The sequence below is a fragment of the Alistipes sp. HGB5 genome (assembly GCF_000183485.2).
Classification (GTDB): domain Bacteria; phylum Bacteroidota; class Bacteroidia; order Bacteroidales; family Rikenellaceae; genus Alistipes; species Alistipes finegoldii.
In genome coordinates this window covers 135,052-160,448 of record NZ_AENZ01000057.1, presented here as the reverse complement: position 1 = coordinate 160,448, position 25,397 = coordinate 135,052, and the positions used below count along the sequence as shown (strand labels likewise).

Annotated in this window: 20 protein-coding genes and 3 tRNA genes; 14 read left to right on the top strand and 9 right to left on the bottom strand. The window is 58.9% G+C overall.

All coding sequences use genetic code 11. The features are described 5' to 3' along the window. Window positions 1-12 precede the first annotated feature (12 nt). From HMPREF9720_RS10425 to HMPREF9720_RS10420, 3 genes are all read right to left on the bottom strand, one after another. On the bottom strand, window positions 13-1,299 hold the full coding sequence (locus HMPREF9720_RS10425) for an AAA family ATPase (RefSeq protein ID WP_009598244.1): 1,287 nt from the start codon (window positions 1,297-1,299) through the stop codon (window positions 13-15). Window positions 1,300-1,414: 115 nt separating this feature from the next. Next, a complete protein-coding gene (locus tag HMPREF9720_RS16045) occupies window positions 1,415-2,062 on the bottom strand; it encodes an IS1 family transposase (protein ID WP_009598172.1) in 648 nt (215 codons plus the stop codon). A 256-nt stretch (window positions 2,063-2,318) separates the two neighbouring features. Continuing rightward, window positions 2,319-2,391 (bottom strand) — tRNA-Lys (locus HMPREF9720_RS10420). A 130-nt stretch (window positions 2,392-2,521) separates the two neighbouring features. On the opposite strand from HMPREF9720_RS10420, the gene HMPREF9720_RS10415 reads away from it, so the two are divergent. The 10 genes from HMPREF9720_RS10415 to HMPREF9720_RS10370 all read left to right on the top strand — a co-directional run bounded on the left by HMPREF9720_RS10415 (window position 2,522) and on the right by HMPREF9720_RS10370 (window position 18,149). Then, entirely contained in the window at window positions 2,522-3,712 is a 1,191-nt protein-coding gene (locus tag HMPREF9720_RS10415; protein ID WP_009598219.1) for a saccharopine dehydrogenase family protein, read from the top strand. Window positions 3,713-4,077: 365 nt separating this feature from the next. Next, on the top strand, window positions 4,078-5,199 hold the full coding sequence (locus HMPREF9720_RS10410; protein ID WP_022044156.1) for an OmpA family protein: 1,122 nt from the start codon (window positions 4,078-4,080) through the stop codon (window positions 5,197-5,199). Window positions 5,200-5,503: 304 nt separating this feature from the next. After that, window positions 5,504-6,634 carry a carboxynorspermidine decarboxylase gene (gene nspC, locus HMPREF9720_RS10405; protein ID WP_009598174.1) on the top strand — a complete coding sequence of 377 codons (1,131 nt, stop codon included), beginning with the start codon at window positions 5,504-5,506 and terminating at the stop codon, window positions 6,632-6,634. 20 nt (window positions 6,635-6,654) lie between these two features. Next, entirely contained in the window at window positions 6,655-7,962 is a 1,308-nt protein-coding gene (locus HMPREF9720_RS10400) for a cysteate synthase (protein WP_009598152.1), read from the top strand. A 446-nt stretch (window positions 7,963-8,408) separates the two neighbouring features. Beyond that, on the top strand, window positions 8,409-10,391 hold the full coding sequence (locus HMPREF9720_RS10395; protein WP_039940439.1) for a TonB-dependent receptor plug domain-containing protein: 1,983 nt from the start codon (window positions 8,409-8,411) through the stop codon (window positions 10,389-10,391). A gap of 327 nt (window positions 10,392-10,718) precedes the next feature. Continuing rightward, entirely contained in the window at window positions 10,719-12,416 is a 1,698-nt protein-coding gene (gene ftcD / locus HMPREF9720_RS10390) for a glutamate formimidoyltransferase (protein ID WP_039940438.1), read from the top strand. Window positions 12,417-12,421: 5 nt separating this feature from the next. Then, window positions 12,422-14,443, top strand: a complete 2,022-nt coding sequence (locus tag HMPREF9720_RS10385; RefSeq protein WP_009598308.1) for a urocanate hydratase — start codon at window positions 12,422-12,424, stop codon at window positions 14,441-14,443. Between the two features lie 16 nt (window positions 14,444-14,459). After that, a complete protein-coding gene (gene hutH, locus HMPREF9720_RS10380; RefSeq protein ID WP_009598225.1) occupies window positions 14,460-15,941 on the top strand; it encodes a histidine ammonia-lyase in 1,482 nt (493 codons plus the stop codon). Further along, entirely contained in the window at window positions 15,938-17,179 is a 1,242-nt protein-coding gene (gene hutI, locus HMPREF9720_RS10375) for an imidazolonepropionase (protein WP_009598316.1), read from the top strand. Before hutH ends, hutI begins: the two co-directional genes overlap by 4 nt. 82 nt (window positions 17,180-17,261) lie before the next feature. Further along, a complete protein-coding gene (locus HMPREF9720_RS10370) occupies window positions 17,262-18,149 on the top strand; it encodes a bifunctional methionine sulfoxide reductase B/A protein (RefSeq protein WP_039940476.1) in 888 nt (295 codons plus the stop codon). Between the two features lie 343 nt (window positions 18,150-18,492). On the opposite strand, the gene HMPREF9720_RS10365 is transcribed toward HMPREF9720_RS10370, so the two are convergent. After that, window positions 18,493-19,113 carry a CatB-related O-acetyltransferase gene (locus tag HMPREF9720_RS10365; protein WP_039940475.1) on the bottom strand — a complete coding sequence of 207 codons (621 nt, stop codon included), beginning with the start codon at window positions 19,111-19,113 and terminating at the stop codon, window positions 18,493-18,495. A gap of 230 nt (window positions 19,114-19,343) precedes the next feature. Between HMPREF9720_RS10365 and HMPREF9720_RS10360 the strand changes: the two genes are divergently transcribed. Continuing rightward, entirely contained in the window at window positions 19,344-20,228 is an 885-nt protein-coding gene (locus tag HMPREF9720_RS10360; protein WP_009598261.1) for a DMT family transporter, read from the top strand. 177 nt (window positions 20,229-20,405) lie between these two features. Next, window positions 20,406-21,341 carry a DUF1848 domain-containing protein gene (locus HMPREF9720_RS10355; RefSeq protein ID WP_009598177.1) on the top strand — a complete coding sequence of 312 codons (936 nt, stop codon included), beginning with the start codon at window positions 20,406-20,408 and terminating at the stop codon, window positions 21,339-21,341. On the opposite strand, the gene HMPREF9720_RS10350 is transcribed toward HMPREF9720_RS10355, so the two are convergent. The 3 genes from HMPREF9720_RS10350 to HMPREF9720_RS10340 all read right to left on the bottom strand — a co-directional run bounded on the left by HMPREF9720_RS10350 (window position 21,338) and on the right by HMPREF9720_RS10340 (window position 23,542). After that, window positions 21,338-21,646 carry a hypothetical protein gene (locus HMPREF9720_RS10350; protein ID WP_014776406.1) on the bottom strand — a complete coding sequence of 103 codons (309 nt, stop codon included), beginning with the start codon at window positions 21,644-21,646 and terminating at the stop codon, window positions 21,338-21,340. The genes HMPREF9720_RS10355 and HMPREF9720_RS10350 overlap by 4 nt on opposite strands. Before the next feature lie 100 nt (window positions 21,647-21,746). Continuing rightward, window positions 21,747-22,913 (bottom strand): MalY/PatB family protein, encoded by a 1,167-nt coding sequence (locus HMPREF9720_RS10345; protein ID WP_009598275.1) that lies wholly within the window; start codon window positions 22,911-22,913, stop codon window positions 21,747-21,749. Window positions 22,914-22,996: 83 nt separating this feature from the next. Beyond that, window positions 22,997-23,542, bottom strand: coding sequence for a cysteine dioxygenase (locus HMPREF9720_RS10340; protein WP_014776408.1), 546 nt, complete (start codon window positions 23,540-23,542; stop codon window positions 22,997-22,999). A 309-nt stretch (window positions 23,543-23,851) separates the two neighbouring features. Between HMPREF9720_RS10340 and HMPREF9720_RS10335 the strand changes: the two genes are divergently transcribed. Further along, window positions 23,852-23,925: transfer RNA gene (locus HMPREF9720_RS10335), tRNA-Asp, on the top strand. A gap of 52 nt (window positions 23,926-23,977) precedes the next feature. Next, a tRNA-Asp gene (locus HMPREF9720_RS10330) sits at window positions 23,978-24,054 on the top strand. Window positions 24,055-24,285: 231 nt separating this feature from the next. Here HMPREF9720_RS10330 and HMPREF9720_RS10325 read toward each other — a convergent pair. Further along, window positions 24,286-24,822 (bottom strand): RsmD family RNA methyltransferase, encoded by a 537-nt coding sequence (locus tag HMPREF9720_RS10325; protein ID WP_009598240.1) that lies wholly within the window; start codon window positions 24,820-24,822, stop codon window positions 24,286-24,288. Continuing rightward, complete coding sequence (locus HMPREF9720_RS10320) at window positions 24,813-25,379, bottom strand: DUF3822 family protein (protein ID WP_254654382.1); 567 nt, start codon at window positions 25,377-25,379, stop codon at window positions 24,813-24,815. Before HMPREF9720_RS10320 ends, HMPREF9720_RS10325 begins: the two co-directional genes overlap by 10 nt. Window positions 25,380-25,397: the final 18 nt, after the last annotated feature.

Genomic DNA, 25,397 nt, shown 5'->3' with positions numbered 1-25,397 from the left:
GCCCTTATACCCTTATAAATTATAATTCATTAAAAAGGGAATAGCTCCATACCGGCCTGCAATATAGTTTTTTTCATAATTGCTGTCATTGCGAGGCTTTTGTCCATTAGGTAGAATTATGTCATTCAATGTATAAAGGTCTGTTTGCTGCATACTGTCTTTCTCGGCAAACCATATCTGATCTCGTCTAAATATTTTAGATGATAATAGATGAGTGTCATGTGTTGTAAAAATTAATTGGGCATTATTGGGGTTGGTTTCCTTGTCATTAAATAATTTTACAATAAACTCAGATATAATAGGATGCATACGACAATCCAATTCGTCAATAAAAAGGGTATCTCCATTAATCAATGTGTCAAATATTGGCCCTGATAAATCAATTAATTTCTGAGTTCCTTCAGATTCTTTTTCATAAACATCAAACGGAATCTCTCCTATAACCACTCCATTCTTATCATATTTTTTATGTATGGATAACAATTCAACCACTTTTTTATTTGCCAATTGCTTTGTCAACTCTTTTTTGAGTTTTTCAGACAATTCAGTTGGAAGAGTTGAAGGATCAAATTCGTTCTCTATTGTGGAAAGAGATTCAAACCCAAGTTTCAAATTCTGTAGGAAATTCAATGCTTCATTATGCCCGTTCAATTTTGTGTGGAACATCTCTTTAGAATATCCCATATAAGACTTACTGTGAATTCCAGATATTGCGTTACATTTGGTACTAAACCATTCAACTATTAGTTTTGATATAGTTCCCCCTAATTGCGCTACGACTGATATGAATAATCTATTGTCGTTTGTTTTTTCTTCTAAGTCAATACCTTCTTTAAAATCATTCTCCGAAATACCAATGCCTTCTTCGTTGCGAATAAATAGTACTTCTTCCTTTTTTCTTCCTTTTTTTATAAAGAGCCATTCTCCAACAATCCGCTGTAGATTATGTTCAAAACCATATCTATATCGAATGTTGTTTTCTATAAAAATAATTTCATAATAAGTAGGCTCTTTTTCTGTATTTTTCATTAACAAAAAAGGATCATATGGATCTAGTTCTTCATTATAATTTAATTTTGCAGATTCGGTTATAATATTTCCCATAGAGGCCAACGCACGCACAAAATTTGTTTTCCCAGAAGAATTTGCTCCATAGATTGCGGCTGTACGAAGAACATTATATCCCATAGTTTTGGATATATTCTCCGGAATATCACTAATACTTGTAGACCCTTGTAGGGTAAAAGTTCTTTTAGAATAAAAAGAACGAAAATTGGCAACAGAAAATTCAAGTAACATCTGATCAAAATTTAGTTTACATTGAGACAACACCTCAATATATGCGCCAAATATAAAAAAACATTCTCTAAAATTAAAATAAATTGAGGAAAAACCTCAAAAAATGCCTTGTTGTTCAGCCCCAGAAATAAATTTTCATAACTGCATAGAGCATAGATATTGCTCGACTGTAGCAAATTGTTCGACGATTCAATCGTTTGATGTGGGTTCGTATGGTCAGGTTATACCGTTCGATATGATTTGTTCCTCTATTCGTCGTTTTGTGAATTGCAGGAGAGAGAAGAGTCCTGTACTGCCGGAGTTTATCCGTATAAACGCGTTTTGCATTCGACAGCTTATCCGTAACCTTTCTCAAGGTCTCATTTGTTCGGGGCCCGACTGAGAAGCAGGAGACCGATTTGTCATCTCGGTTCAAGGCATAAGTAACCCAGATATGATCGGTTTTCCTTCCTACAAAGGTTTTGATTTCATCGACTTCATAAACGGCATCAGCGATAATGTGCGGAGTTATTATCGAACTGGATATACTAAGAATCCTTTTCGTAAGAGTAGTGATTGATATTTCAAGTATTCGAGCAATGCTGCGAATACCGACACCTTCCTTGATGAATGTCGTGATTGATTTGTTCAGCGATGGATCGTAAGCGTTATAGGCATACGATGCTTGTTGTTTTCTATGACAGTCCTTGCATTCGTACCGTTGGATTCCGTTTTTCTGGTGTCCGTCTTTGACACATTTTCCGTTACAAAATTTACAGTTCATTTTATCCCCTAATCTGGGACATGAAGTCCGGGTTCAACATGTCTCAGTCCATTTTTAGCCGTTTTAAGGGCACAAAAATAACCGAGATAACATATATGTTGTCCCAGCGGGATCATGAAAAATTAGCAATGTGCTAAAAATCAAAAGGATATGATTCCTTAAAATCATATCCCCTAATCTGGTACATTACCGCGCGATACTTGTGTATTCAGTAATCGCGCTCTATTCATTCAAGGTGTGAAACCCTCGTTTTTAGTGATCCCGCTGGGGCTCGAACCCAGGACCCCAACATTAAAAGTGTTGTGCTCTACCAGCTGAGCTACGGAATCTCCGATACCAAGAGGGGTGTTTCCCGTTTTTGGTGGTGCAAATGTATAGAATATTTTTGTTTTACCAAAATAAAACGATATTTTTGTAGGCGTTTAAGTGAAAAAATTCAATTCTAAACTCATATTACCTATGTGTAAAGCGTTAATTATCGGTGCCGGAGGCGTCGGAACGGTCGTAACCCAAAAAATCGCCGCCAATCCCGTTTTTACAGACGTGATGCTGGCCAGTCGTACCAAATCCAAGTGCGACGCCGTTGCGGCGGCTATCGGCGGCGGCCGTGTCAAGACTGCGCAGGTCGATGCCGACAATGTGGCCGAATTGTGCGAACTCTTCCGCGCGTTCCGTCCCGACATCGTGGTCAACGTGGCCCTGCCTTATCAGGACCTGACGATCATGGACGCCTGCCTCGAATGCGGCTGCAACTACCTCGACACGGCCAATTACGAGCCCAAGGACGAGGCGCATTTCGAATATTCGTGGCAGTGGGCCTATCAGGACCGCTTCAAGGCCGCGGGGCTGACGGCGATCCTCGGCTGCGGCTTCGATCCGGGCGTTACGGCCATCTTCACGGCCTATGCCGCCAAGCACCATTTCGACGAGATTCATTACCTCGATATCGTGGACTGCAACGCCGGCAATCACGGCATGGCCTTCGCCACGAACTTCAACCCCGAAATCAACATCCGCGAGGTGACGCAGAAGGGCCGCTATTACGAAAACGGCGAATGGGTCGTCACCGAGCCGCACGAAATCCACCGTCCGCTCAACTATCCCGGCATCGGCGAGCGCGAATCCTACGTGATCTACCACGAGGAGCTCGAATCGCTCGTCAAGAACTATCCGACCATCAAGCGCGCCCGTTTCTGGATGACCTTCGGTCAGGAGTACCTCACGCACCTGCGCGTGATTCAGAATATCGGCATGGCGCGTATCGACCCGATCATCTACAACGGCGTCGAGATCGTCCCGATCCAGTTCCTCAAGGCGGTGCTGCCCGATCCCAAGTCGCTCGGCGCCAACTACCACGGCCAGACCTCGATCGGCTGCCGCATCCGGGGCGTCAAGGACGGCAAGGAACGCACCTATTATATCTATAACAACTGCGACCACGAGCAGGCTTTCAAGGAGACCGGCACGCAGGCCGTCAGCTTCACCACGGGCGTTCCCGCGGCGCTTGGCGCGTCGATGTGGGCCAAGGGCCTTTGGCGCGGCGCCGGCGTCTTCAACGTCGAGGAGTTCGATCCCGATCCGTTCTTGGGCGAGCTGGGCGAGCAGGGGTTGCCGTGGCACGAGCTTTTCGATACCGATATCGAGCTTTGATCCGCAGACCCGTTTCCGATATTCTCCGCAAGGTGCGATAATCCGCAAAGCGCGAACAGACGATTCTGTTTGCGCTTTTTTCATACCCGGCAGCGGCCCCTCCCCGGCGCAGATTTCCGCCGGGTTTTGTATTCAGATCGTGGCCCGTCCTGCTGGGGCTGAAGATTATCTCGGTGTGCACAGCCGACCGCGTCGTGGTCGTCGATAGATATTGAACCGGGGCGCGCTCCGCTATGCCGAATCGCGGTCCGATACCTCCGCCGCAGGTCCGCGCTTTTTCCGGAGGGAGATTTTTCCGGCTGAGTATGTATAATATATGATACAATTTTATTATCTTTGGCTGTCAATTAACCCACTTGATAGTTATGAAAATGAAATGTATCCTATGTACGTTAGGCGCGCTTGTGATGTGCACGGCGCCGGTTTTCGCACAAGCTGCGAATAAGCAAGAGAAATCGGAATTCAACCCGCACTGGTTTATGCAGGTGCAGGCCGGAGCGTCCTATACGCTCGGCGAAGGGCCTTTCGGCAAACTCGTATCGCCCGCCGCGGCATTGTCGGCCGGGTATCAGTTCTCGCCCGTCTGGGGGCTGCGTTTCGGCCTGAGCGGCTGGCAGAGCAAGGGCGCATGGGTGTCGCCCCAAACTACCTATCAGTATAAATACCTGCAGGGCAATGTCGAAGCCACGCTCGATCTGGCCAACCTTTTCGGCCGCTTCAATCCCCGCCGGACGGTCAATCCCTTCCTGTTCGCCGGTGTCGGCCTGAACGGAGCGTTCGACAACGACGAGGCCAACGCCCTGAACGACAGCGGCTATCGGCTGGGCAACATCTGGTCCGGAAGCAAAGTGTTCGTTGCGGGCCGTCTGGGTCTCGGCGTGAATTTCCGCTTGTCGGACTGTGTGCTGTTTGGGGTGGAGATGAATGCCAACATGCTCTCCGACAAGTACAACTCGAAGAAGGCCGGCAACCTCGACTGGCAGTTCAACGCGCTGGGCGGCTTCACGTTCCGCTTCGGCAAGAACCATAAGAAAGCCCGCACGGCGGCGGTCGTTCCCGCTCCGGCCCCGGCCCCTGCGCCGGAACCCGCTCCCGCTCCCGTCGAGGAGAAACCCGCGGTGAAGGAGACGCCTGCTCCGGCTCCTGCGGCCGTTGCCGAGCGACCGGCCGAGCTGCGTGAAAACATCTTCTTCCGGATCGGCTCGTCGCAGATCCGCACCACCGAAGAGGCCAAGGTCGGCGCGCTGGTCGAGTACCTGAAGGCCAATCCCGAAGCGAATGTCGAAATCGTCGGTTATGCCGATGCCGCGACCGGTTCGCATGCCGTCAATCTGAAAATTTCCAAGCTGCGCGCCGAGAGCGTCGCCGCCGCGCTGAAGAAGGCCGGTATCGCCGCCTCCCGCATCAGCGCCGAGGGCAGGGGAGACACCGCCCAGCCGTTCCCCGGCGTCGAGAAAAACCGCGTCAGCATCTGTATCGCGAAGTAGGGGACTGCACCCTTACCGGCTTGTAGCGGCTGTCTGACGACTCCCCGAAATTGAAAATCACCCCTGTCAGAACAAATTCTGACGGGGGTGAAATCGTAAGAATAGGACTTGTTGGACAGCCCGGCGGCCGGTTTCACATCATCTCCCTTATCGGCCTGTGCTTCCCGCATTCCTGTTCCGATTTGCCGCGTGCCGTCCGACGGCTAAGTATAAATACCTATTTGATGGCAATTCACACCCTGAGCCGTGCGGTTTTAGCAGGGAAATTGCTATTTTTGCAACTGTTTTGAAATAAAACGACTCGATGATTGACTTCTTGAAACTGCCTTCTCCGTGTTACGTCCTCGACGAAGAGTTGCTGGACCGTAATCTGGCGATAATCGACCGTGTGCGCCGCGAATCGGGCGCTGAAATTATCGTGGCTCTGAAGGCCTGCGCCATGTGGAGCATCTTTCCCGAACTGGCCCGCCATAGCGACGGTGCGACGGCCTCTTCCGCCGCCGAAGCGCGTCTTGTTTTCGAGGAGTTCGGCCGCCCCGCCCATACCTACGCCCCGGTCTATACCGACCGCAATATCGAAGAGATACTTCGCTGCAGCGACCATATCACCTTTAATTCCGTCGCCCAGTTCGAGCGTTTCGGACCGATGGCCCTGCTGCGCGGCATTTCGTGCGGACTGCGTATCAATCCCCAGTATTCGCCCGTCGAGACCGACCTCTACAACCCCTGCGTTCCGGGTTCGCGTCTGGGCGTTACGGCCGACCTCCTGAAGGAGCTGCCGGCGGGAATCGACGGCCTGCATTTCCACGTGCTCTGCGAGTCGCGTCCGCACCACCTGCGGCTGGCGCTCGAAGCCGTCGAAAAACACTTCGGCCAATACCTCGACCGGATCAAATGGCTCAATATGGGCGGCGGCCACCTGATGACGCATGCCGAATACGACTGCGACGAGCTGATCGCGCTGCTTCGGGAGTTCAAGGCCCGCCATCCGCACCTGCGGCTGATCCTCGAACCGGGCAGTGCATTTACTTGGCGCACAGGCTATCTGGTGTCGACAATTGAAGACTTGGTTGAGAACGCCGGCGTGCATACCGTCATGCTCGACGTGTCGTTCGCCTGCCACATGCCCGACTGCCTCGAAATGCCCTACAAACCGGCGATCGTCGGGGCGCACGAACCCGCCGAAGGCGAGAAGCGCTGGCGCATGGGCGGCACGAGCTGTCTTGCGGGCGACTATTACGGCGACTGGACCTTCGACCATGAGCTGAAAGTGGGCGAGCGCATCGTTTTCGAAGATATGATCCATTATACGATGGTCAAAACCACGATGTTCAACGGCGTGGCGCATCCCGCCATCGTCATCGCCCGCCGCGACGGCCGCATCGACGTCGTCCGCGAATTCGGCTACGAAGATTTCAGGAACCGCATGTCGTAAATAACACAAACACAATATAAATGAAAGATTTTACACCTACTTCCTACACGCTTGAGTGCGTCGCCACGGGGCGCGAATTCGAAGATACGGGCTGGATGCTTGCCGATCCGCAGTGCAAGACGCCGTCGCTCGTGCGCGCCAAGTACGCCCGCAGGCAGCTCGAAGTGAAACCCGACGAATACGGTTTCTACAAATTCTGCGACTGGCTTCCTGTCCGCCGCATGCTCAAAGGCTCTTCGGCGCCCGTCACCTACAAGAGCAAGGGGCTTGCCCGGCACCTCGGACTTGAGAACCTCTACATAACCTTCAACGGCTACTATCCGGCCATCGGCGCCACGATGTCCACCTGCTCGTTCAAGGAGACCGAAGCTTTCTCGGTCTGCGCGCGTGCCGCCGAGGACGAAGAGCGCGTGCTGGTGGTGGCCTCGGCCGGCAATACGGCCCGCGCCTTCGCCAAGGTATGCTCCGACAACCACATCAAACTGCTGTTGTCGGTGCCTTACGACAATATCGAGGCCCTCTGGTTCGAGCATCCGCTCAACCCCTGCGTAAAACTCATTTCGTGCGAGAAGGGCGGCGACTATTTCGACGCCATCCACCTGAGCGACATCGCCCTTAAGGGCCCCGGCTTCTATGCCGAGGGCGGTGCGAAGAACATCGCCCGCCGCGACGGCATGGCCACGACGGTTCTTTCGGCCGTGACGACCATCGGCCGCATTCCCGACTACTATTTTCAGGCCGTGGGCAGCGGTACGGGAGCCATCGCCGCATGGGAAGCCAACATGCGCCTGATCGAGGACGGCCGCTTCGGTTCGAACACCATGAAACTCATGGTGTCGCAGAATGCGCCCTTCGTGCCGATGTACGACGCATGGCAGGCCGGTTCGCGCAAGATGCTGGCCTACGAGGATGACAAGGCGCGCCGCGATGCGGAGATCATCGACGCCAAAGTACTCTCGAACCGCCGTCCGCCGTACGGCATTACGGGCGGTCTGTACGACGCGCTGAAGGCTACCGGCGGCGAATTCTTCGTCGCCACCAACGCCATGGCCCGCAAGGCCCGCAAACTCTTCAAGGAGCTGGAGGGCGTCGATATCTACTCGGCGTCGGGCGTCGCGCTCGCGTCGCTTGTCAATGCGGTCGCCGCGGGCAAGATCGAGAAGGACGCCGTCGTCATGCTCAACATCACGGGCGGCGGCGAGGAGCATTTCAAGGAGGACAAGGAGCTGTGGTACCTCAAGCCGAGCCACGTTTTCCCGCTCGAACCCGACACGGACGACGTGGTCGCCAAGGTCGAGGCGCTGTTTGCGAAAAACATTGCAGAATAGTACGATACATAGATTGTCTGCACCTTCGGTTGCAGCGGTCGCCGATTGGTTCCGGGGAGAAAATTCTCCCCGGAATTTTTTTTGCAGGGTTTCCTCGGCGGGAGTGCGCTCCCGTTTCTCCGGACCTTTTTCGAACCGGCAGGGGATGCGGCCCTTCCCGGCTCGCGCCTTTCCCGATGCCGGCAGTTACCGGTGCGGCGTGCTTCCCGCGGCTCGCCGCTTTGCGCCGGCGCTGACGGCCGTAAACGCGGATGCGGACCTACCCGCCCATGCCGCTCAGCCGGCGGCCGGGAGCGCATAAGCGCGCAATGTTGAAAAAGAAATGGCTGCAAAAGTCGGAAAGCTGCCGGAAAAAGTTACCTTTGCAGCGGTTTGAAAAGCGGGGGCGCAGCCGGACCCGCTTTCCGACCGCTGTAAATTATTTTATCAACCCAACAAAAAACAAGATGAAAAACATCCAAGCAAAGCAGACTCCCTGCTTCAGGCGTTGGAGCCGCAAAGGCTGGTCGGCCTTTGCGAGCCTGCACCGCCATGTAACCATCGGAGTCCTCGCCGCGACGATGTCGATCCTCTTGCTCGCGACGCAAAGTGCGTCTGCGCAGCATGCCGACACGGCCGCCGTCCTCCGTACGCTGAGGATCGACGAGGTCGGCATATCGGGCAGCCAGACTGCCCCGACGCGCAACGTACAGTCGCAAACCCCGCTTTTCGACCGGAAAGCACAGGCCGCAGCGCCCGTCCAGACTCTGGAGTCCGCCCTGCGCCTCGCACCTTCGGTCGATATCCGCGAACGCGGGGGCAAGGGCATGCAGGCCGACATCTTCATTCGGGGAGGCTCTTTCGACCAGACGATGGTCCTTCTCAACGGCATTGATTTTACGGACGCCCGCACCGGGCACCAGTCCCACTCGCTTCCGGTCGATCTCGACTGCATTTCGGCCGTCGATCTGCTGGACGGCGTGCCGGGCGTCGGGGCCTACGCCGGGGCGGTCAATATCCGCACGGCTCCCCTCAGGCCGACCTACCTGCGTTTCGAGGGTACGGGCGGCCAGTACGGGTATGCTTACGCCAACCTTTCGGGCGCCGTGACTGCGGGCCGCTTCTCGCTGCTCGCCGCAGGTTCCTACCGCCGCAGCGACGGCTACCGGCACAACACCGATTTCACCAACGGCAACGCCTTCCTGCGTGCGACCTACGAGACGCGGCGGCTCGGATTCTTCGATTTCCAAGCCGGCTGGCAGAACCGCGGCTTCGGCTCCAACGGTTTCTATGCGGCCTACAATCCCGACCAGTGGGAGGGCACCTCCACTTCGCTGGCGTCGCTGCGGTGGCTCAGGCAGGCCGGACGCTTCTCGCTGGGGGCCTCGGCGAGCTACCGCAAGAATTTCGACCGCTACGACTGGACGCGCGGCACAGTGATGAACCGCCATAATACCGACAATGCGGGCGCGCGGCTCTGGACCGACTTCGATTGGGCCGGCGGTACGACCTCGCTCGGCGGCGACTATGCCTTCAACCATATCTACAGCACCAATCTCGGTGAAAAACTCTCCGTGCCGCACGGCCATTACACGCATGCCAAGGCCCGCCATACGGGCAACGTCTGGCTGCGTCACGCCGAGCAGTGGCGGCGCTTCGATGCGGCCGCTTCGGCCGGCGTCAGCCTGACGCCTTACGGCACTTCGGCGTTGTGGAACGTTTCGGGCGGTTGGCGACCCGCTGCGGGACTGCATCTGGCCGTCGGGGCGTCGCAGTCGATGCGTCTGCCGACCTTCACCGATCTCTATTACTCCTCCCCGGCGCAGATCAACAACCTCGACCTGATTCCGGAAAAGGCTGTGACATACCGCATTGAAGCCGATTATGTAAAGGGCCGCTGGAACGCTTCGCTGCGCACCTACTACCGTGCCGGACGCGACATCATCGACTGGGTGTGGCGCGAGGATATGGACGGCAAGTGGCACTCCGAGCAGACCAGCCGTCTCGATACCTACGGTGTCGAGCTGACGGGCGGCTATGCCGCCGCCGAAGGTTTCCTGCGGCGTGCGACGCTCTCTTACGGCTACATCACGACCGACCGCAATACGGAGGTCGTCGCCCGCAGCGCCATGGACTTCATGAAGCACAAGGCTGCATTGGCCGTCGAAGTGCGTTTCCTGCGCCGCATGTCGCTGGCGCTGACCGCTTCGGTTTACGACCGCAACGGCAGTTATACGGACTATCCGACGCCGGGCGACGCTTCCGTTTCTCAGGTGCGCGACTACGAACCCTATTTCCTGCTCGACGGCCGTCTGTCGTGGGGAAAAGGCGTCTGCCGGCTCTATGTCGATGCCACGAACATCACCGATACCCGTTACTGCGATCTGGGCGGCATCCGCCTGCCCGGCGCATGGGTCACGGGCGGCGTGGTGCTGACCATCGGCCGCTGACCCCTCTCCGGCCGCGCTCCCGCCCGCCGCATAAGGCGCGGGAACCCGGTCGCTCTCCTTTTTCCGGCTGCAATCCTGCCCGTCGCCTCGTGCGGCGGGCTTTTTTGTCGCCGAACGGCTTTCCCCTACGGCTTTCCCCTACGGCTTTCCCCTACGGCACCCTCCTTCGGCGGTTTTCTTCGGCGGCTGCGGACGCCCGCTTTTGTACGATAATTCCCCGATGGTGTCATTTCAGCATGTGAACCTCCTTTTTTCCTTACGAATTTTTCAGTTTTGTCCGGGTTTTTCTTATCTTTGAAAAGAAGAATCAATATAACCGCACAACATATGGAAAAGCGTATCGTGGAATGCGTCCCCAACTTCAGCGAGGGACGCGACAAGGCAGTAATCGACCGGATCGTATCGGCCATCGAAACCTCCGGGGGCGTCAAAGTGCTGGACGTCGATCCCGGCGAAGCGACCAACCGCACCGTTGTCACGTTCGTCGGCTCGCCCGAAGCCGTCGTCGAAGCGGCTTTCGCGGGGGTGAAAAAGGCCGCCGAGCTGATCGACATGCGCAAACACAAGGGGGCGCATCCGCGCATGGGCGCTACGGACGTGCTGCCGCTGATCCCGATCGCGGGCATCACGCTCGAAGAGTGCGCCGAACTGGCCCGCAAACTGGCCGAGCGTATCGCCGGGGAACTGCATGTCCCGACCTATTGTTACGAAGCCGCGGCGTTTACGCCCCGGCGGCGCAATCTGGCCGTCTGCCGCGAAGGGGAATACGAGGCGCTGCCCGAAAAGCTGGCGCACGAGGAGTCGGCGCCCGATTTCGGGGCGCGTCCGTTCGACGAGGGGGTAGCCCGCACGGGCGCCACGACCGTCGGTGCGCGCGATTTCCTGATCGCCGTGAATTTCAACCTCAATACCACCTCCACGCGCCGCGCCAACGCCATCGCCTTCGACGTGCGCGAAAAGGGCCGTCCCGTCCGCGAGGGCAATCCGATCACGGGCAAGGTGGTCAGGGATGCCGACGGCAATCCTCTGATGCGGCCGGGTACGCTCCGGGCGACCAAGGCTATCGGCTGGTTTATCGAGGAGTACGGCATCGCGCAGGTTTCGATGAACATCACCGACATCGCCGTAACGCCGCTACATGTCGCTTTCGACGAGGTGTGCCGCAAGGCCGATGCCCGCGGCGTGCGCGTGACGGGCACCGAAATCGTGGGGCTGGTGCCGAAACGCGCCCTGCTGGAAGCGGGGCGGTATTTCCTCCGCAAACAACAGCGTTCGGCGGGCATCGCCGAGGAGGAGATCGTCCGCATCGCCGTCAAGTCGATGGGGCTGGACGACCTGAAACCCTTCGATCCCAAGGAAAAAGTGATCGAATACCTGCTTGAAGCGGAGGATCAGAAGAAGCGGCTTATCGACATGACCTGCAAAGGGTTTGCCGAGGAGACGGCGAGCGAGTCGCCCGCTCCGGGCGGCGGTTCCATCGCGGCCTATATGGGCGCGCTGGGCGCGGCCCTCGGCACGATGGTCGCCAACCTCTCGTCGCACAAGGCGGGCTGGGACGACCGCTGGGAGGAGTTCTCCGGCTGGGCCGAGAAGGGGCAGGTGCTGCTGCGCGAGCTGCTGCATCTGGTGGATGAAGATACTGCGGCGTTCAACCGCATCATGGCCGTTTTCGCCATGCCCAAATCGACCGACGAGGAGAAGGCGGCACGCAGTGCGGCTTTGCAGGCGGCGACGCTCTACGCCACGCAGGTCCCCCTGCGGACGATGAAAACGGCGTTCGAGGTCTTTGCGATCGTTCGCGCCATGGCCGCCGAGGGCAATCCCAATTCGGTTTCCGATGCGGGCGTCGGCGCGCTTGCGGCCCGCAGCGCGGTGTTGGGGGCGTGTCTCAATGTCAAGATCAACGCCGCCGGCCTGAAAGACCGGGCTGCGGCCGACGCGCTCGTCGCCGAGGCGAACGCCGTTGCCGCCGCCGCCGAACGGGCCGAGCGCGAAGTGCTGGAAATCGTAGAGCGTAAAATCTGAACCATATGACACTGCAAGAGTTCCAAAATGATATTCGTGCGGGTATTCCCGACCGGCTGCCCGCCGCGAAACCTTATGACAGGCAGATCAACCACGCTCCCAAGCGCAAGGAGATTCTGACGCCTGAGGAGCAGGTGCTGGCGATCAAAAACGCTCTGCGCTACTTCCCTGCCAAACACCACGCCGTGCTGGCCAAGGAGTTTGCCGAGGAGCTGCGCAAATACGGGCGTATTTATATGTACCGCCTGCGTCCCGATTACGAGATGTACGCCCGACCGATCGACCAATACCCCTGCAAGTGCCGTCAGGCCGCGGCGATCATGCTGATGATTCAGAACAACCTCGACAAGGCCGTGGCCCAGCATCCGCACGAGCTGATCACCTACGGTGGCAACGGCGCGGTATTCCAGAACTGGGCGCAGTACCGCCTGACGATGAAATACCTCTCGGAGATGACCGACAGCCAGACGCTGGCGATGTATTCGGGCCATCCGCTGGGACTGTTCCCGTCGCATCCCGACGCTCCGCGCGTGGTGGTGACCAACGGCATGGTGATTCCCAACTATTCGAAACCCGACGACTGGGAGCGCATGAACGCCCTCGGCGTGTCGCAATACGGACAGATGACTGCGGGTTCCTATATGTATATCGGACCGCAGGGCATCGTACACGGGACGACCATCACGGTGATGAACGCCGCCCGCAAACGCTTCACCGCCGATCGCCGCGACGCCCGCGGCATGCTCTTCGTCTCGTCGGGACTGGGCGGCATGTCGGGCGCGCAGCCCAAGGCGGGGACCATTTCGGGCGTGGTGAGCGTCATCGCCGAGATCAACCCCAAGGCGGCGCAGAAGCGTTACGAGCAGGGCTGGGTCGATGAACTGCACCATTCGCTCGACGAGTTGATTCCCCGCATCCGCCGGGCCTGCCGGGAGCGCGAAGCGGTTTCGATGGCCTATGTGGGCAATGTCGTGGACCTCTGGGAGCGGCTCGCCGCCGAAGAGATTCCGGTGGATCTGGGTTCCGATCAGACTTCGCTGCATAATCCGTGGGCGGGCGGTTATTATCCGGTGGACGTGAGCTACGAGGCTTCGAACAAGATGATGGCCGAGGAGCCTGCCCGTTTCCGCGAATGCGTGCAGGAGTCGCTGCGCCGTCAGGTCGATGCGATCAATAAGCTGACGGCTCGCGGCATGTACTTCTTCGATTACGGAAACGCCTTCCTGCTGGAGGCTTCGCGCGCCGGAGCCGCCGTGATGGGCGAGGGCGGCCGGTTCCGTTATCCCTCCTACGTGCAGGACATCATGGGACCGATGTTCTTCGACTACGGCTTCGGACCTTTCCGCTGGGTCTGCACGTCGGGAAAACCCGAAGACCTCGAACTTACCGACCGCCTCGCGGCCGAAGTGCTGGAGGAGATCCGCCGCACGGCTCCCGCCGAAATCGCGGGCCAGCTCGACGACAACATCCACTGGATCCGCGAAGCGGGCCGCAATCGGCTCGTCGTCGGTTCGCAGGCCCGTATCCTCTATGCGGACAGCGAAGGCCGCACGAAAATCGCGCAGGCTTTCAACCGGGCCATCGCCGACGGACGCCTTACGGCTCCCGTGGTGCTGGGCCGCGACCACCACGACGTTTCGGGCACAGATTCGCCCTACCGCGAGACCTCGAACATCTACGACGGGTCGAACCTTACGGCCGACATGGCCGTGCAGAACGTCATCGGCGACTCGTTCCGCGGCGCAACGTGGGTCTCGATCCACAACGGCGGCGGCGTAGGCTGGGGCGAGGTGATAAACGGCGGCTTCGGCATGGTGATCGACGGTTCGGAAGCTTCCGACCGCCGCATCCGCGAAATGCTGCTGTGGGACGTGAACAACGGCATCGCCCGCCGCAGCTGGGCGCGCAACGAAGGGGCCGTGTCGGCGATCAGGCGCGAGATGGAGCGCACGCCCGGCCTGCAGGTGACGCTGCCCAATGCCGCCGACGAAGAAATGATACGCAATGTCTTGAAAGAAAACGAATAAACAAGGATTACCTCATATGGAACATCATCTTATCTCCGCGCAGCATCTTTCGATCGACCGCATCCGCGAAATCCTCTTCCGCCGTCTGCCGCTGGCGCTGAGCGACGATGCCCGCACGCGCATCGTCCGCTGCCGCGAATACCTCGACCGCAAGATGGAAAACCCCGAACGCCCGATTTACGGCATCACCACCGGTTTCGGATCGTTGTGCGACATTTCGGTAGGGTATGACGAGCTGGCCCAGCTGCAGAAGAACCTCGTCATGTCGCATGCCTGCGGGACGGGCGAGCGCGTCCCCTCCGAGATCGTGAAACTGATCCTTCTGCTCAAGATACAGTCGCTCTCCTACGGCCATTCCGGCGTGCAGCTGGCGACCGTGGAGCGGCTGATCGACTTTTTCAACAACGACGTACTGCCCGTGGTCTACCAGCAGGGGTCGCTCGGCGCTTCGGGCGACTTGGCGCCGCTGGCGCATATGAGCCTGCCGCTGCTGGGACTGGGCGAAGTGGAGTGCGAAGGCCGTGTCCGGCCTGCCGCCGAGGTGCTGGCCGAGCGGGGCTGGCAGCCGATCCGGCTCGAATCCAAGGAGGGGCTGGCCCTGCTCAACGGCACCCAGTTCATGAGCGCATACGGCGTCTGGTCGCTGATCGGGGCGCGCCGCCTGAGCGAGTGGGCCGACCGCATCGGCGCGCTGTCGCTCGACGCTTTCGACGGCCGCATCGAACCCTTCTGCGACGAGGTGCATCTGATCCGCGCGCACAAGGGCCAGCTCACCACGGCCCGCAACATCCGCCGTCTGCTCGAAGGCAGCGAGCTGATCGCCCGTCCGAAGAAGCATGTGCAGGATCCCTACTCCTTCCGCTGCATCCCGCAGGTGCACGGGGCGTCGAAAGACACGATCGACTATGTGGAGGGCGTGTTGACGACCGAAATCAACAGTACCACCGACAATCCGACGGTCTTCCCCGAAGAGGATATGGTCGTCTCGGCGGGCAATTTCCACGGTCAGCCCATCGCGCTGGCGATGGACTTTCTGGCCATCGCGCTCGCGGAGCTGGGCAGCATCTCCGAACGCCGCACCTACAAACTGATCTCCGGTGCGCGCGAGTTGCCGGCCTTCCTCGTCGCCAAGCCGGGGCTGAACAGCGGCTTCATGATTCCCCAGTACACGGCGGCCTCGATCGTCAGCCAGTCGAAGGGGCTCTGCATGCCCGCGTCGGTCGATTCGATCCCCTCGTCGCAGGGGCAGGAGGACCATGTGAGCATGGGGTCCAACGCCGCGACCAAACTCTACCGCGTGGTGTGCAACACCGAACGGGTGCTGGCCATCGAGCTTTTCAACGCCGCGCAGGCGCTCGAATTCCGCCGTCCGGCGCGCTCATCGGAGACGCTCGAACGTCTCGTCGCCGAATACCGCAAAGAGGTGCCCTTCATCGACAACGATTCGGTGATGTACCCGCATATCGAATCTTCCATCCGATTCATCCGCAAATCATGAGACTTCTGGTAAAGAACATCGGCAAAATCGTCGGCATCGAGACAGCCGGACGGCTTCGGCTCTGCGGCGGGGAGATGGACCGCTTGGAGACGCTCGACGATGCGTGGCTGCTGGCCGACGACGGCCGGATCGCCGCATTCGGGCGCATGGAGACGCTCGGTGAAATGGCCGCGGACAGGACCGTCGACGCCGAAGGGGGCATGCTCTTCCCGTCGTTCTGCGACTCCCACACGCATCTGGTCTATGCCGGAAGCCGCGAACGTGAGTTTCTCGACAAGATCAACGGACTGAGCTACGAGGAGATAGCCCGCCGCGGCGGAGGAATTCTCAATTCGGCCGACCTGCTGCACGAAACTTCGGAAGAGGAGCTTTACGCGCAGGCGATGGAGCGCGTGCGCGAGATCGCCGCGAAGGGAACGGGCTGCGTCGAGATCAAGAGCGGCTATGGTCTTACGACCGAAGACGAACTGAAGATGCTGCGCGTCATCCGCCGCATCCGCGAGACGGCTCCGCTGGCCGTGCGCGCCACGTTCCTCGGCGCCCACGCCGTGCCGCGGAACTATATCGGCCGGCAGGAGGAGTACGTGGAGCTGGTCTGCAACGAAATGCTTCCGGCCGTGGCGGCCGGGAAACTGGCCGATTTCGTCGATGTCTTCTGCGACGAAGGGTTCTTTACCGTGGAACAGACGGCCCGCATCATGAAGGCCGGGCGCAAGCTGGGCATGCAGCCGAAGATTCACGCCAACGAACTGGCCGTTTCGGGCGGCGTGCAGGTGGGCGTGGAGTACGGCGCCCTCTCGGTCGATCACCTCGAACGCATGGGCGAAGCGGAGATTCGGGCGCTGCGCGGCGCGGTGACCTCGCCGACGATGCTGCCCGGCGCGGCGTTCTTCCTCGGCATGAGCTATCCGCCGGCCCGCGAGATGATCCGCGCGGGGCTGGGCGTGGCGCTGGCTTCGGACTACAATCCCGGCTCGTCGCCTTCGGGCGATATGCGCATGGTCGTATCGCTGGCCTGCATCCGCATGAAAATGACCCCGGCCGAAGCGATCAACGCCGCGACGCTCAACGGCGCCTACGCCATGGGCCTGAGCCGCAGCTACGGTTCCGTTACTGTAGGTAAAGTTGCCAATTTCTTCATCACCAAACCGATACCTTCGGTCGAATTCTTGCCTTATGCCTATACGACGCCGCTCATCCGCCGGGTATTCCTGCGCGGCGAGGAGTATGTGGCGTAGTTTTTGACCCGGAGGGATTCGTATGCGATTATTGATTTTAACAATCGGTCTCCTGCTGTCGGGAGCCGTAAACGGACAGAATATGAAACCGCTGACACCGGAAGAGCGACGTGTGATCGTCGACAAGGGTACCGAAGCACCCTTTACGGGCCGATATTATGACCACCGCGAGGCGGGCGTATACCACTGCCGCCAATGCGGCGCGCCGCTGTACCGTTCCGCCGACAAGTTCGACGCGGGGTGCGGCTGGCCCAGTTTCGATGACGAGATTCCGGGCGCCGTGATGCGGACGCCCGACGCCGACGGACGGCGCACCGAGATCACCTGCGCCAAATGCGGAGCTCACTTGGGGCATGTGTTTTTGAACGAGGGATTTACCCCGAAAAATACGCGCCACTGCGTCAATTCGGTTTCGCTCCTCTTCGAACCCGAAGCGAAAGCCGGCGAACAGCCGGCCGCCGGAGGGGAGCAGACGCAGAAAAAGGAGGGGACCGAAACCGCGATCTTCGCCGGAGGCTGTTTTTGGGGCGTGGAGTACCTGCTGTCCAAGATGCCCGGCGTGCTGAAGGTCGAATCGGGCTACACGGGCGGCAGGACCGAAAATCCCACCTACGAGCAGGTGTGCAGCCATACCACGGGGCATGCCGAAGCGGTGCGCGTGACGTTCGATCCGGCGAAGGTGTCGTATGAAAAGCTGGCGAAGTTCTTTTTCGAGATTCACGATCCGACGCAGCTCGACGGGCAGGGCCCGGATCTCGGCGACCAATACCGTTCCGAGATTTTCTATACGACGCCCGCCCAGCAGCAGACGGCCGAAAGGCTGATCGGCGAGCTGCGCCGCAGAGGGTACGACGTCGTGACCGAGGTGACCCCTGCAGGCCGGTTCTGGCCCGCCGAAGATTATCACCAGCAGTATTACAAGCGCAAGGGAACGCTGCCGTACTGCCACGCCTATACCAAACGGTTTTAGCCGGTCCTGCCGCTGCGTCGGCCGGCCGGGAAGAAAGCCGGCGCGTTTTACAGGCCGGAGAAGACTTATGTCCGGTCCGGTGTGAAAACCTCGGCCGGGTTGCCGGAAAATAAGGCTCTCCGCTTCACAGCGGGGAGCCTTGTCGTATATGCCGGCCGGACTGCGAACCTTCTGAGTTCCCGAAAACCGTCGTTGTTGTACGATCGCGTCGGACCGCCCGGCGAACCATATGGCTCTGTTTGCTGTCGAATCATACGGCTCTGCTTGCTCTCGAACCGTATGCAGGATGTCGGCCGGGAATTCTCCTGCGGAGTTTATCCGCAGTGCCGTCTCGCCTGCCGGATCACCCCAGCTTGTCGATTTCGCCCCGCATGATGCGGGGCAGGTTTGCGCGGATCTTTTCGACCGGCCAGTTCCACCATTGCAGCTCCAGCAGCCGTGCGGCCGTTCTGTCGTCGAAACGCGGCCGTATCGTTTTGGCCGGGACGCCGCCCACGATCGTGTAGGGCGGAACGTCCCGTGTGACGACGGCCCGCGCCGCGATCACGGCGCCGTCGCCGATCCTGACACCCGCCATGATGACCGCTTCGTAACCGATCCATACGTCGTTGCCGATGACGATGTCGCCCTTGTTGTCCCACGCCGCGGCGACGTTCGCCCGGTCGAGTTCCCACTCCTCGAAGAAGAGCGGAAAGGTGTAATTGGCCAGCGAGCCGAGCGTGTGGTTCGCGCTGTTGAACAGGAACCGCGCGCCGCAGGCAATGGAGCAGAATTTGCCGATGACCAGCCGGTCCTTGTTGATCGGGTAGTGGTAGAGGACGTTGTTCTTTTCGAACTCTGTCGGGTCGTTCACGAAATCGTTGTAGATCGTGTAGTCGCCGACCTCGATACAGGGGTTGTCGATCACCGTATTCAGATAGATCGTCCGGCGGTCGTTCGTGCGGGGATATGTTTTCGTATTCATCGTGTGTTTCGTTGCGCCGCCTTTGCCGGGCCGCCGCATTTCCTGCAAAATTGCAAAAAAATCCCCGCAAACCGGCGGTCCGGCGACGAAATATTTCCGTTGCAGGAATTTGCCGCAGTATCTTGGCAGGAAAGGAGCTGCGCGGAATGCGGCTTCCGGCGGCAATTCCTGCGCCGGGAGAGTATCAACCGGGGATATATTTTCTACATTTGCAGCCGTAAATCCGTTTTATGGAACGTGCACAAGGTATTCTCTATGCGGCGCTGTCGTCGTCCACTTTCGGACTGGCGCCGCTCTTCACGCTGCTGCTGCTCGCCGGGGGCTATTCGCCGTTCGAGGCGCTGTCCTACCGCTGGGGCGTCGCGGCGTTGTTTCTGGGCGTGCTGGCCGTGTTTTCGGGACGGAGTTTCCGGCTGGGCCGCCGCGAACTGGTCACCGTCTTCCTGCTGAGCCTTTTCCGCGCCGCCACGTCGCTGAGCCTTATCATCGCCTATCAGCATATCGCCAGCGGCGTCGCGTCGACCATTCATTTCATGTATCCGCTCGCCGTGGCTCTCGCTATGATGTGTTTCTTCCGCGAGAAAGGCTCTGCGTGGGTTTTCGCCGCTATCGGCATGTCCGTCGTCGGCGCGGTGCTGCTCTCGCTGGGGAATGTCGATTTCACGGTGGAAAATAGTGCGCTCGGCATGGTTTCGGCCTGCGTTTCGGTCTTTTCATACGGCGGCTATATCGTCGGGGTGCGCAAGAGCCGGGCCGTGGAGATCGACTCGGCGGTGCTGACCTGCTATGTCATGGGGCTGGGGGCGCTCTATTTTATCCTCGGCGGCCTGCTGACGGGCGGCGTCCGGATCGAAACCGACGGCATGACGTGGCTCTGCATCCTCGGTCTCGCGCTTCCCGCCACGGCCCTCTCCAACATGACGCTGGTGCAGGCGATTAAGCGCATCGGCCCGACGCTGACTTCGATTTTCGGAGCCTTGGAGCCGCTGACGGCCGTCGTCATCGGCGTCGCGGTCTTCGGCGAACCCTTTACCGCGCAGGGGGCCGCGGGGATTCTGCTGATCGTGGCCGCCGTGAGCGTCGTCGTTCTCCGCACCGGCCGCCGGCCGCAATAGGACTTCGCAGCCGCCTGTCCGGCCGGACCGATTTCGCCGCGCGGCGTCGGCAGATTTGTGCCGGAAAAGGCAGGGAAGAGACACCGGCATGACAGCGCAAGGCCGTAGCGAAACGCCGGGCGTGCCGAAATTTGCGGCCGGGAAAAATAGAGCGGGGAGATTGACCGTTATTACAATATGATTATCAGCGCCAGCCGCCGGACCGATATTCCGGCTTTCTATGCCCCGTGGTTTTTCAACCGCCTGCGGGAAGGGTATCTCTTGGTGCCCAACCCCTTCAACCCCAAGGCCGTCAGCCGGATCAGCCTCGATCCGGCCGTGGTGGACTGCATCGTCTTCTGGACCAAGAATCCGGCGCCGATGCTTCCGCGGCTCAGGGAACTGGAACGCTATAAATACTACTTCCAATTCACGCTCAACCCCTATGGCGCCGACGTGGAGAACCGCCTGCCGGATCTTTCCCGGCGGATCGAAACTTTCAAGCGGCTGTCGGACGCAATCGGCCGTGACAGGGTGATCTGGCGTTACGATCCGATTCTGACCAACGGGAAATACGACGTCGGGTTCCACTGCGAAGCCTTCGCCCGAATCGCCCGTGCCCTGCGCGACCATACCGCGAAGTGCATGCTCGGATTTATCGACCATTACCGCCATATTCGCGGTGCGCTGGGTGAGCTGGGCGTCGGTCCGCTGCGCCGGGACGAGATCGAAGTCATGGCGCAGTCGTTCGTCCGGACGCTGGAACCGTACCCGGTTGCGCTGGAAACCTGCACCGTGAAGGTCGATCTGCGTCATCTGGGGATTCCGTCCGGAATGTGCATCGACCGCGGGCTGGTCGAGCGGATCGCCGGTTATCCCATAGCTGCGAAAAAAGACAAAAACCAGCGGCAGGTGTGCAACTGCATCGAAAGCATCGACGTCGGCACGTACGAAACCTGCCTGAACGGCTGCGCCTACTGCTATGCGATCAAAGGCAACTACAACACGGCGGAATACAACCGCCGCAGGCACGATCCCGACTCCCCGCTGATGATCGGCCGGGTGGGCGGGGATGACGTGATCAGGGAGCGCGAAATGAAGAGCCTGCGGTGCGAACGGCGGCTGCCGTTTTAGCGCGCCGGAACCTCTTCCGCTTCGTGTCGTTTCGATATTTTGCCCCGAAGCTGTTCGTAGGTGCAGTTCAGGATTTCATAGCGGTCGATTGCCTTGGTTTCGCGGTTGGTCTGAACCAGATAGCAGCGGCGTCCCCAAGCTTCGATCGTGTAATTGCACTTCTCCGATTCGCGGACCATCGAGTGTCCGTCCATCAGGTTCCAGAAAATGTGCCTCAGTACATTGGCGTAACCTGCGAAAGACATCTGCTGTCCGCGCAGGTCTTTGAAATAGACGTCGTTGAAGTTTTCTCTTGCCCGTCCCATAATCGTTCGGTTTTAAGTTCCGGCAAAGATACGCGGCGGGAATGACAGGTTTTGACACGCTGCCGATTGTCGTCGCAAATATCGCCATACCGCCTTTTAGCTATTTCCGCAATTCGAGCACCTTCCGCAGCCGATCAAGCTCTTCGGCGAGCAGCGTGCGCGGGCAGGCGATATTCAGCCGGATGAAGCCTGCGCCCGCCGCACCGTACATCGTGCCCGAATTGACGCGCAGTCTGCCCTCGGCGAGCAGACGTTCCGCCAGTTCGTCCGACGCCAGTCCCGCGGCCCGGCAGTCCGCCCACACCAGATAGGTGCCTTCCAGCGGCAGTACGGGGCAGTGCGGCAGGTGCTGCGCGAAGTACTCCCGCAGGAAAAGGTAGTTGGCGTGCAGGTATTCGTTCAGTGCGTCGAGCCACTCCGCGCCCCGGTCGTAGGCGGCGATCAGCGCATCGATCGCCAAGGGACCGATTTCGCCCGTCTCGTTGATGCGTAACGCCTTTTCGATTTTTGCGCGCACCGTTTCGCCGGCTGCGATGATATTGGCGACCTGCAGTCCGGCGAGGTTGAACGCCTTGCTGGGCGAGCAGCAGGTGACCGAATTGTGCAGGAACTCTTCGCCGAGCGATGCGAACGGCGTGTAGCGGAATCCCGGCATGACCAGCTCGCAGTGAATTTCGTCGGCCACGACGAAGACGCCGTTGCGCAGACAGATTTCGCCGATCCTGCGCAGCTCCTCCGGCGACCAGACACGCCCGGCCGGATTGTGCGGGTTGCACAGCAGCATCGCTTTGACCTCAGGATCGGCTGCCTTGCGCTCCAGATCGGCGAAGTCGATCGTATAGGCGCCGCCGCGGTAGGTCAGGTCGTTTTCTGCCGTCCGGCATCCGCTGTTGCGGATCGAGATGAAGAAGTGGTTGTAGACGGGCGTCTGAACCAGAATCTTGTCGCCCGGTTGCGTCAAGGCTTTCAGAATGGCCGAAAGCGCCGGAATCACACCCGTCGTATGGAGTATCCACTCCGGCTCCGTGTGCCAGCCGTGACGCCGTTCGAACCACTTCACGACCGCATCGTAATAGGCCTGCGGCGCCTGCGCATAGCCGAATATGCCGTGCTCGACCCGCCGCCGCAGCGCTTCGACGACGGGCGGCGCCGTACGGAAATCCATGTCGGCCACCCACATGGGCAGTATGTCGGGATCGCTGTCCAGCTCCCATTTGACCGAGTGCGTCCCGCGGCGCGGGACTATTTCGTCGAAATCGTATTTCATCGTCGCATGTTCTTCGTTGTTATATAATACGTCGTGCCGCCCGCCGATGTTTCAGCGGGGCGGGGGATTTTTGCGGCGGGGCGCTATTCCTCCCGGTAGACCTCGCCCCGCAGGGCGTCGTCGGAGTAGACGTGCAGGCTGTGGCCCGTGTCGCTCAGGCAGGTGATGCGGTGTATGTGGTTGTCGAAACGCCCCGGCGCCCCTACGGCGAAGAATGCGCAAGGCCCCTCCACGACGGCGCTCTCCGTCAGCCGCGCCGCACCTCCGGCCGCAGGTTCGAATATTTCGAGCCGGAAGGTGCCGTCGGCAATGTGATAGCCCGCGAATTGGGGATGCGCATGGATGCTGGTCCGGTTGCCGTTTTTCCAGCTCATCACGATCGCCTCCCAGCCGGTGGCGGGGCAGCGTCCGAGGTAGGTGCGCCGGTATGCCGTGTCGGAATAGTCGTCGAACGCGGTCAGGGGATGCGTTTGCAGCCAGCCGAGGACATACGCCCGAATCTGCTGTCCGAGGGCGTCGTCTATCGTTTTTGCGGCGGTCGTCTCCAGCAGGCCGGAGAAGAAATCCCCGAAGCCCGCGGCTGCGGCGGAACATTCGGGCAGGTTGTCGGCGAGTGTCGTCTTTTTCATAATCCGTGTGAAATCCGATATGTTGCAAAAATAGCGGAAATAGGGCGGGCCGCCTACAGCAAAAATACTTATTTCCCGTCCGGCGGCGCCGAGACCGGAACCTGCGGGGGCAGGGCGGTTCCGCCGCCGCGGCCTCCCTGCGGCCGTTCTATTCCCTGCGCAGGCAAAAAAGCAAACTTTTTCATGCAATAATCACTTCTGACAGACAGCGAGTTATGAATCTGTGCGGTTTTCTTTTTTCGAAAAATCCCCGAAAGCATTTGCCGATTAAAAAAATTACACTATCTTTGCACTCGCAATAACCGGAATGGTGCGTTAGTTCAGCTGGTTAGAATACGTGCCTGTCACGCACGGGGTCAGGGGTTCGAGTCCCCTACGCACCGCACCGCTCCGGGAGCCGAAAGAGCGAATAAAATCCGGCTCATACATAACCATGGTGCGTTAGTTCAGCTGGTTAGAATACGTGCCTGTCACGCACGGGGTCAGGGGTTCGAGTCCCCTACGCACCGCCAGCCGACCGGGGTCGGCAAATGAAAAACCTGCAACTCCAAGTTGCAGGTTTTTTCGTATGCAGGGGTGCCGGGCGGAAGATAGGGCGGATTTTTGCGGGCAGCTCCCGTATGCGGGGATGTTGCCGATTTTTCCGTTGTCCCGCCGGCGGGGCGTATGAAATCGCTTGTCTGCAAGTATGTTGGGACGTGTCGGCCGCCGGGGCTGGCGCCGGGGCCCTTTCCCGACGATTATCACTGTCTCCGGAAGAACGAGAACTGCACGCTTCCGTAGCTCCTTTGCTGCCAGAATTCCGGATATGCGGAGAAGTCCATCTTCTTCGAATGTTCGAAAATCAGCACGCCTTCGGGACGCAGCAGGTCGTTTTCGAGCACCAGCCTTACGACTTGCTCGCTGCCTTCCAGATCGTAGGGAGCGTCCGAGAAAATCACGTCGAACTGTTTCGGACAGCTTTTGAGGTAGAGGAAGACGTTGGCTTTGACCGCATAGAGGTTCCCGATGCCCAGCTGCGCCGCCGTCTGCCGGATGAAGTTGTAGTGTACCGGATTGATTTCCACCGAGGTTACGCTCCGCGCCCCGCGCGATGCGAACTCATAGCTGATCGAGCCGGTTCCCGCGAAGAGGTCCAGCACGTCGCACTCCTCGAAATCCACCAGATTGCCGAGGACGTTGAAGAGGTTCTCCTTGGCGAAATCGGTCGTCGGGCGCGCCCGCAGGTTGCGGGGCGGGTTGATGGCCCGGCCCTTGTATTTTCCGCTGACTATTCGCATACGATCTGTCTGAAATATCCGCCGAGCTTCCGTTTCAACGCCCGGCCGTCGCCGCTCCCGATGCGGAGCGTATAATCTCTGAGCTTGAATTCGCTTCCGAGCCGTTCGAAGAAATACAGCAGGTCGCTCTCGTCCGGTGCGGGTACGACCTCCGCAAAACGCAGTTTGCCGTCGTATACCTTAATATATAACACTCCTGCGGCATAGTACATCCATACGGTCGGAACGCTTGCCTGCGGTGCGCAGAGCAGCGGGGTAGTGTAATGCGCGCGGTCGCCGAGACGTTCGCGCACCGCGGCCAGCGCATCTTCCGCCGCAGCCATTACGGCGACGGCATTCTGCTGCGGCGCGCTCCATACGGCGCGCTCTCCGGGCAGTGCGGCCATGCCGGCGGCGGCCAGCACTTCTCCGGCGTGCTCTTTGTCGAAAAGCTCCTCCGGCACGAGCATCGTCCGGGGCGTCAGCAGTTCGACCTCCACGGGGCCGTCGCCCGGAAACTCTCCGGACAGCGCAGGCGCCGAAAAAGAGTGTCCATCCAACGTTAGCTGAATGGACACCTTGTTTATGGATTGCGG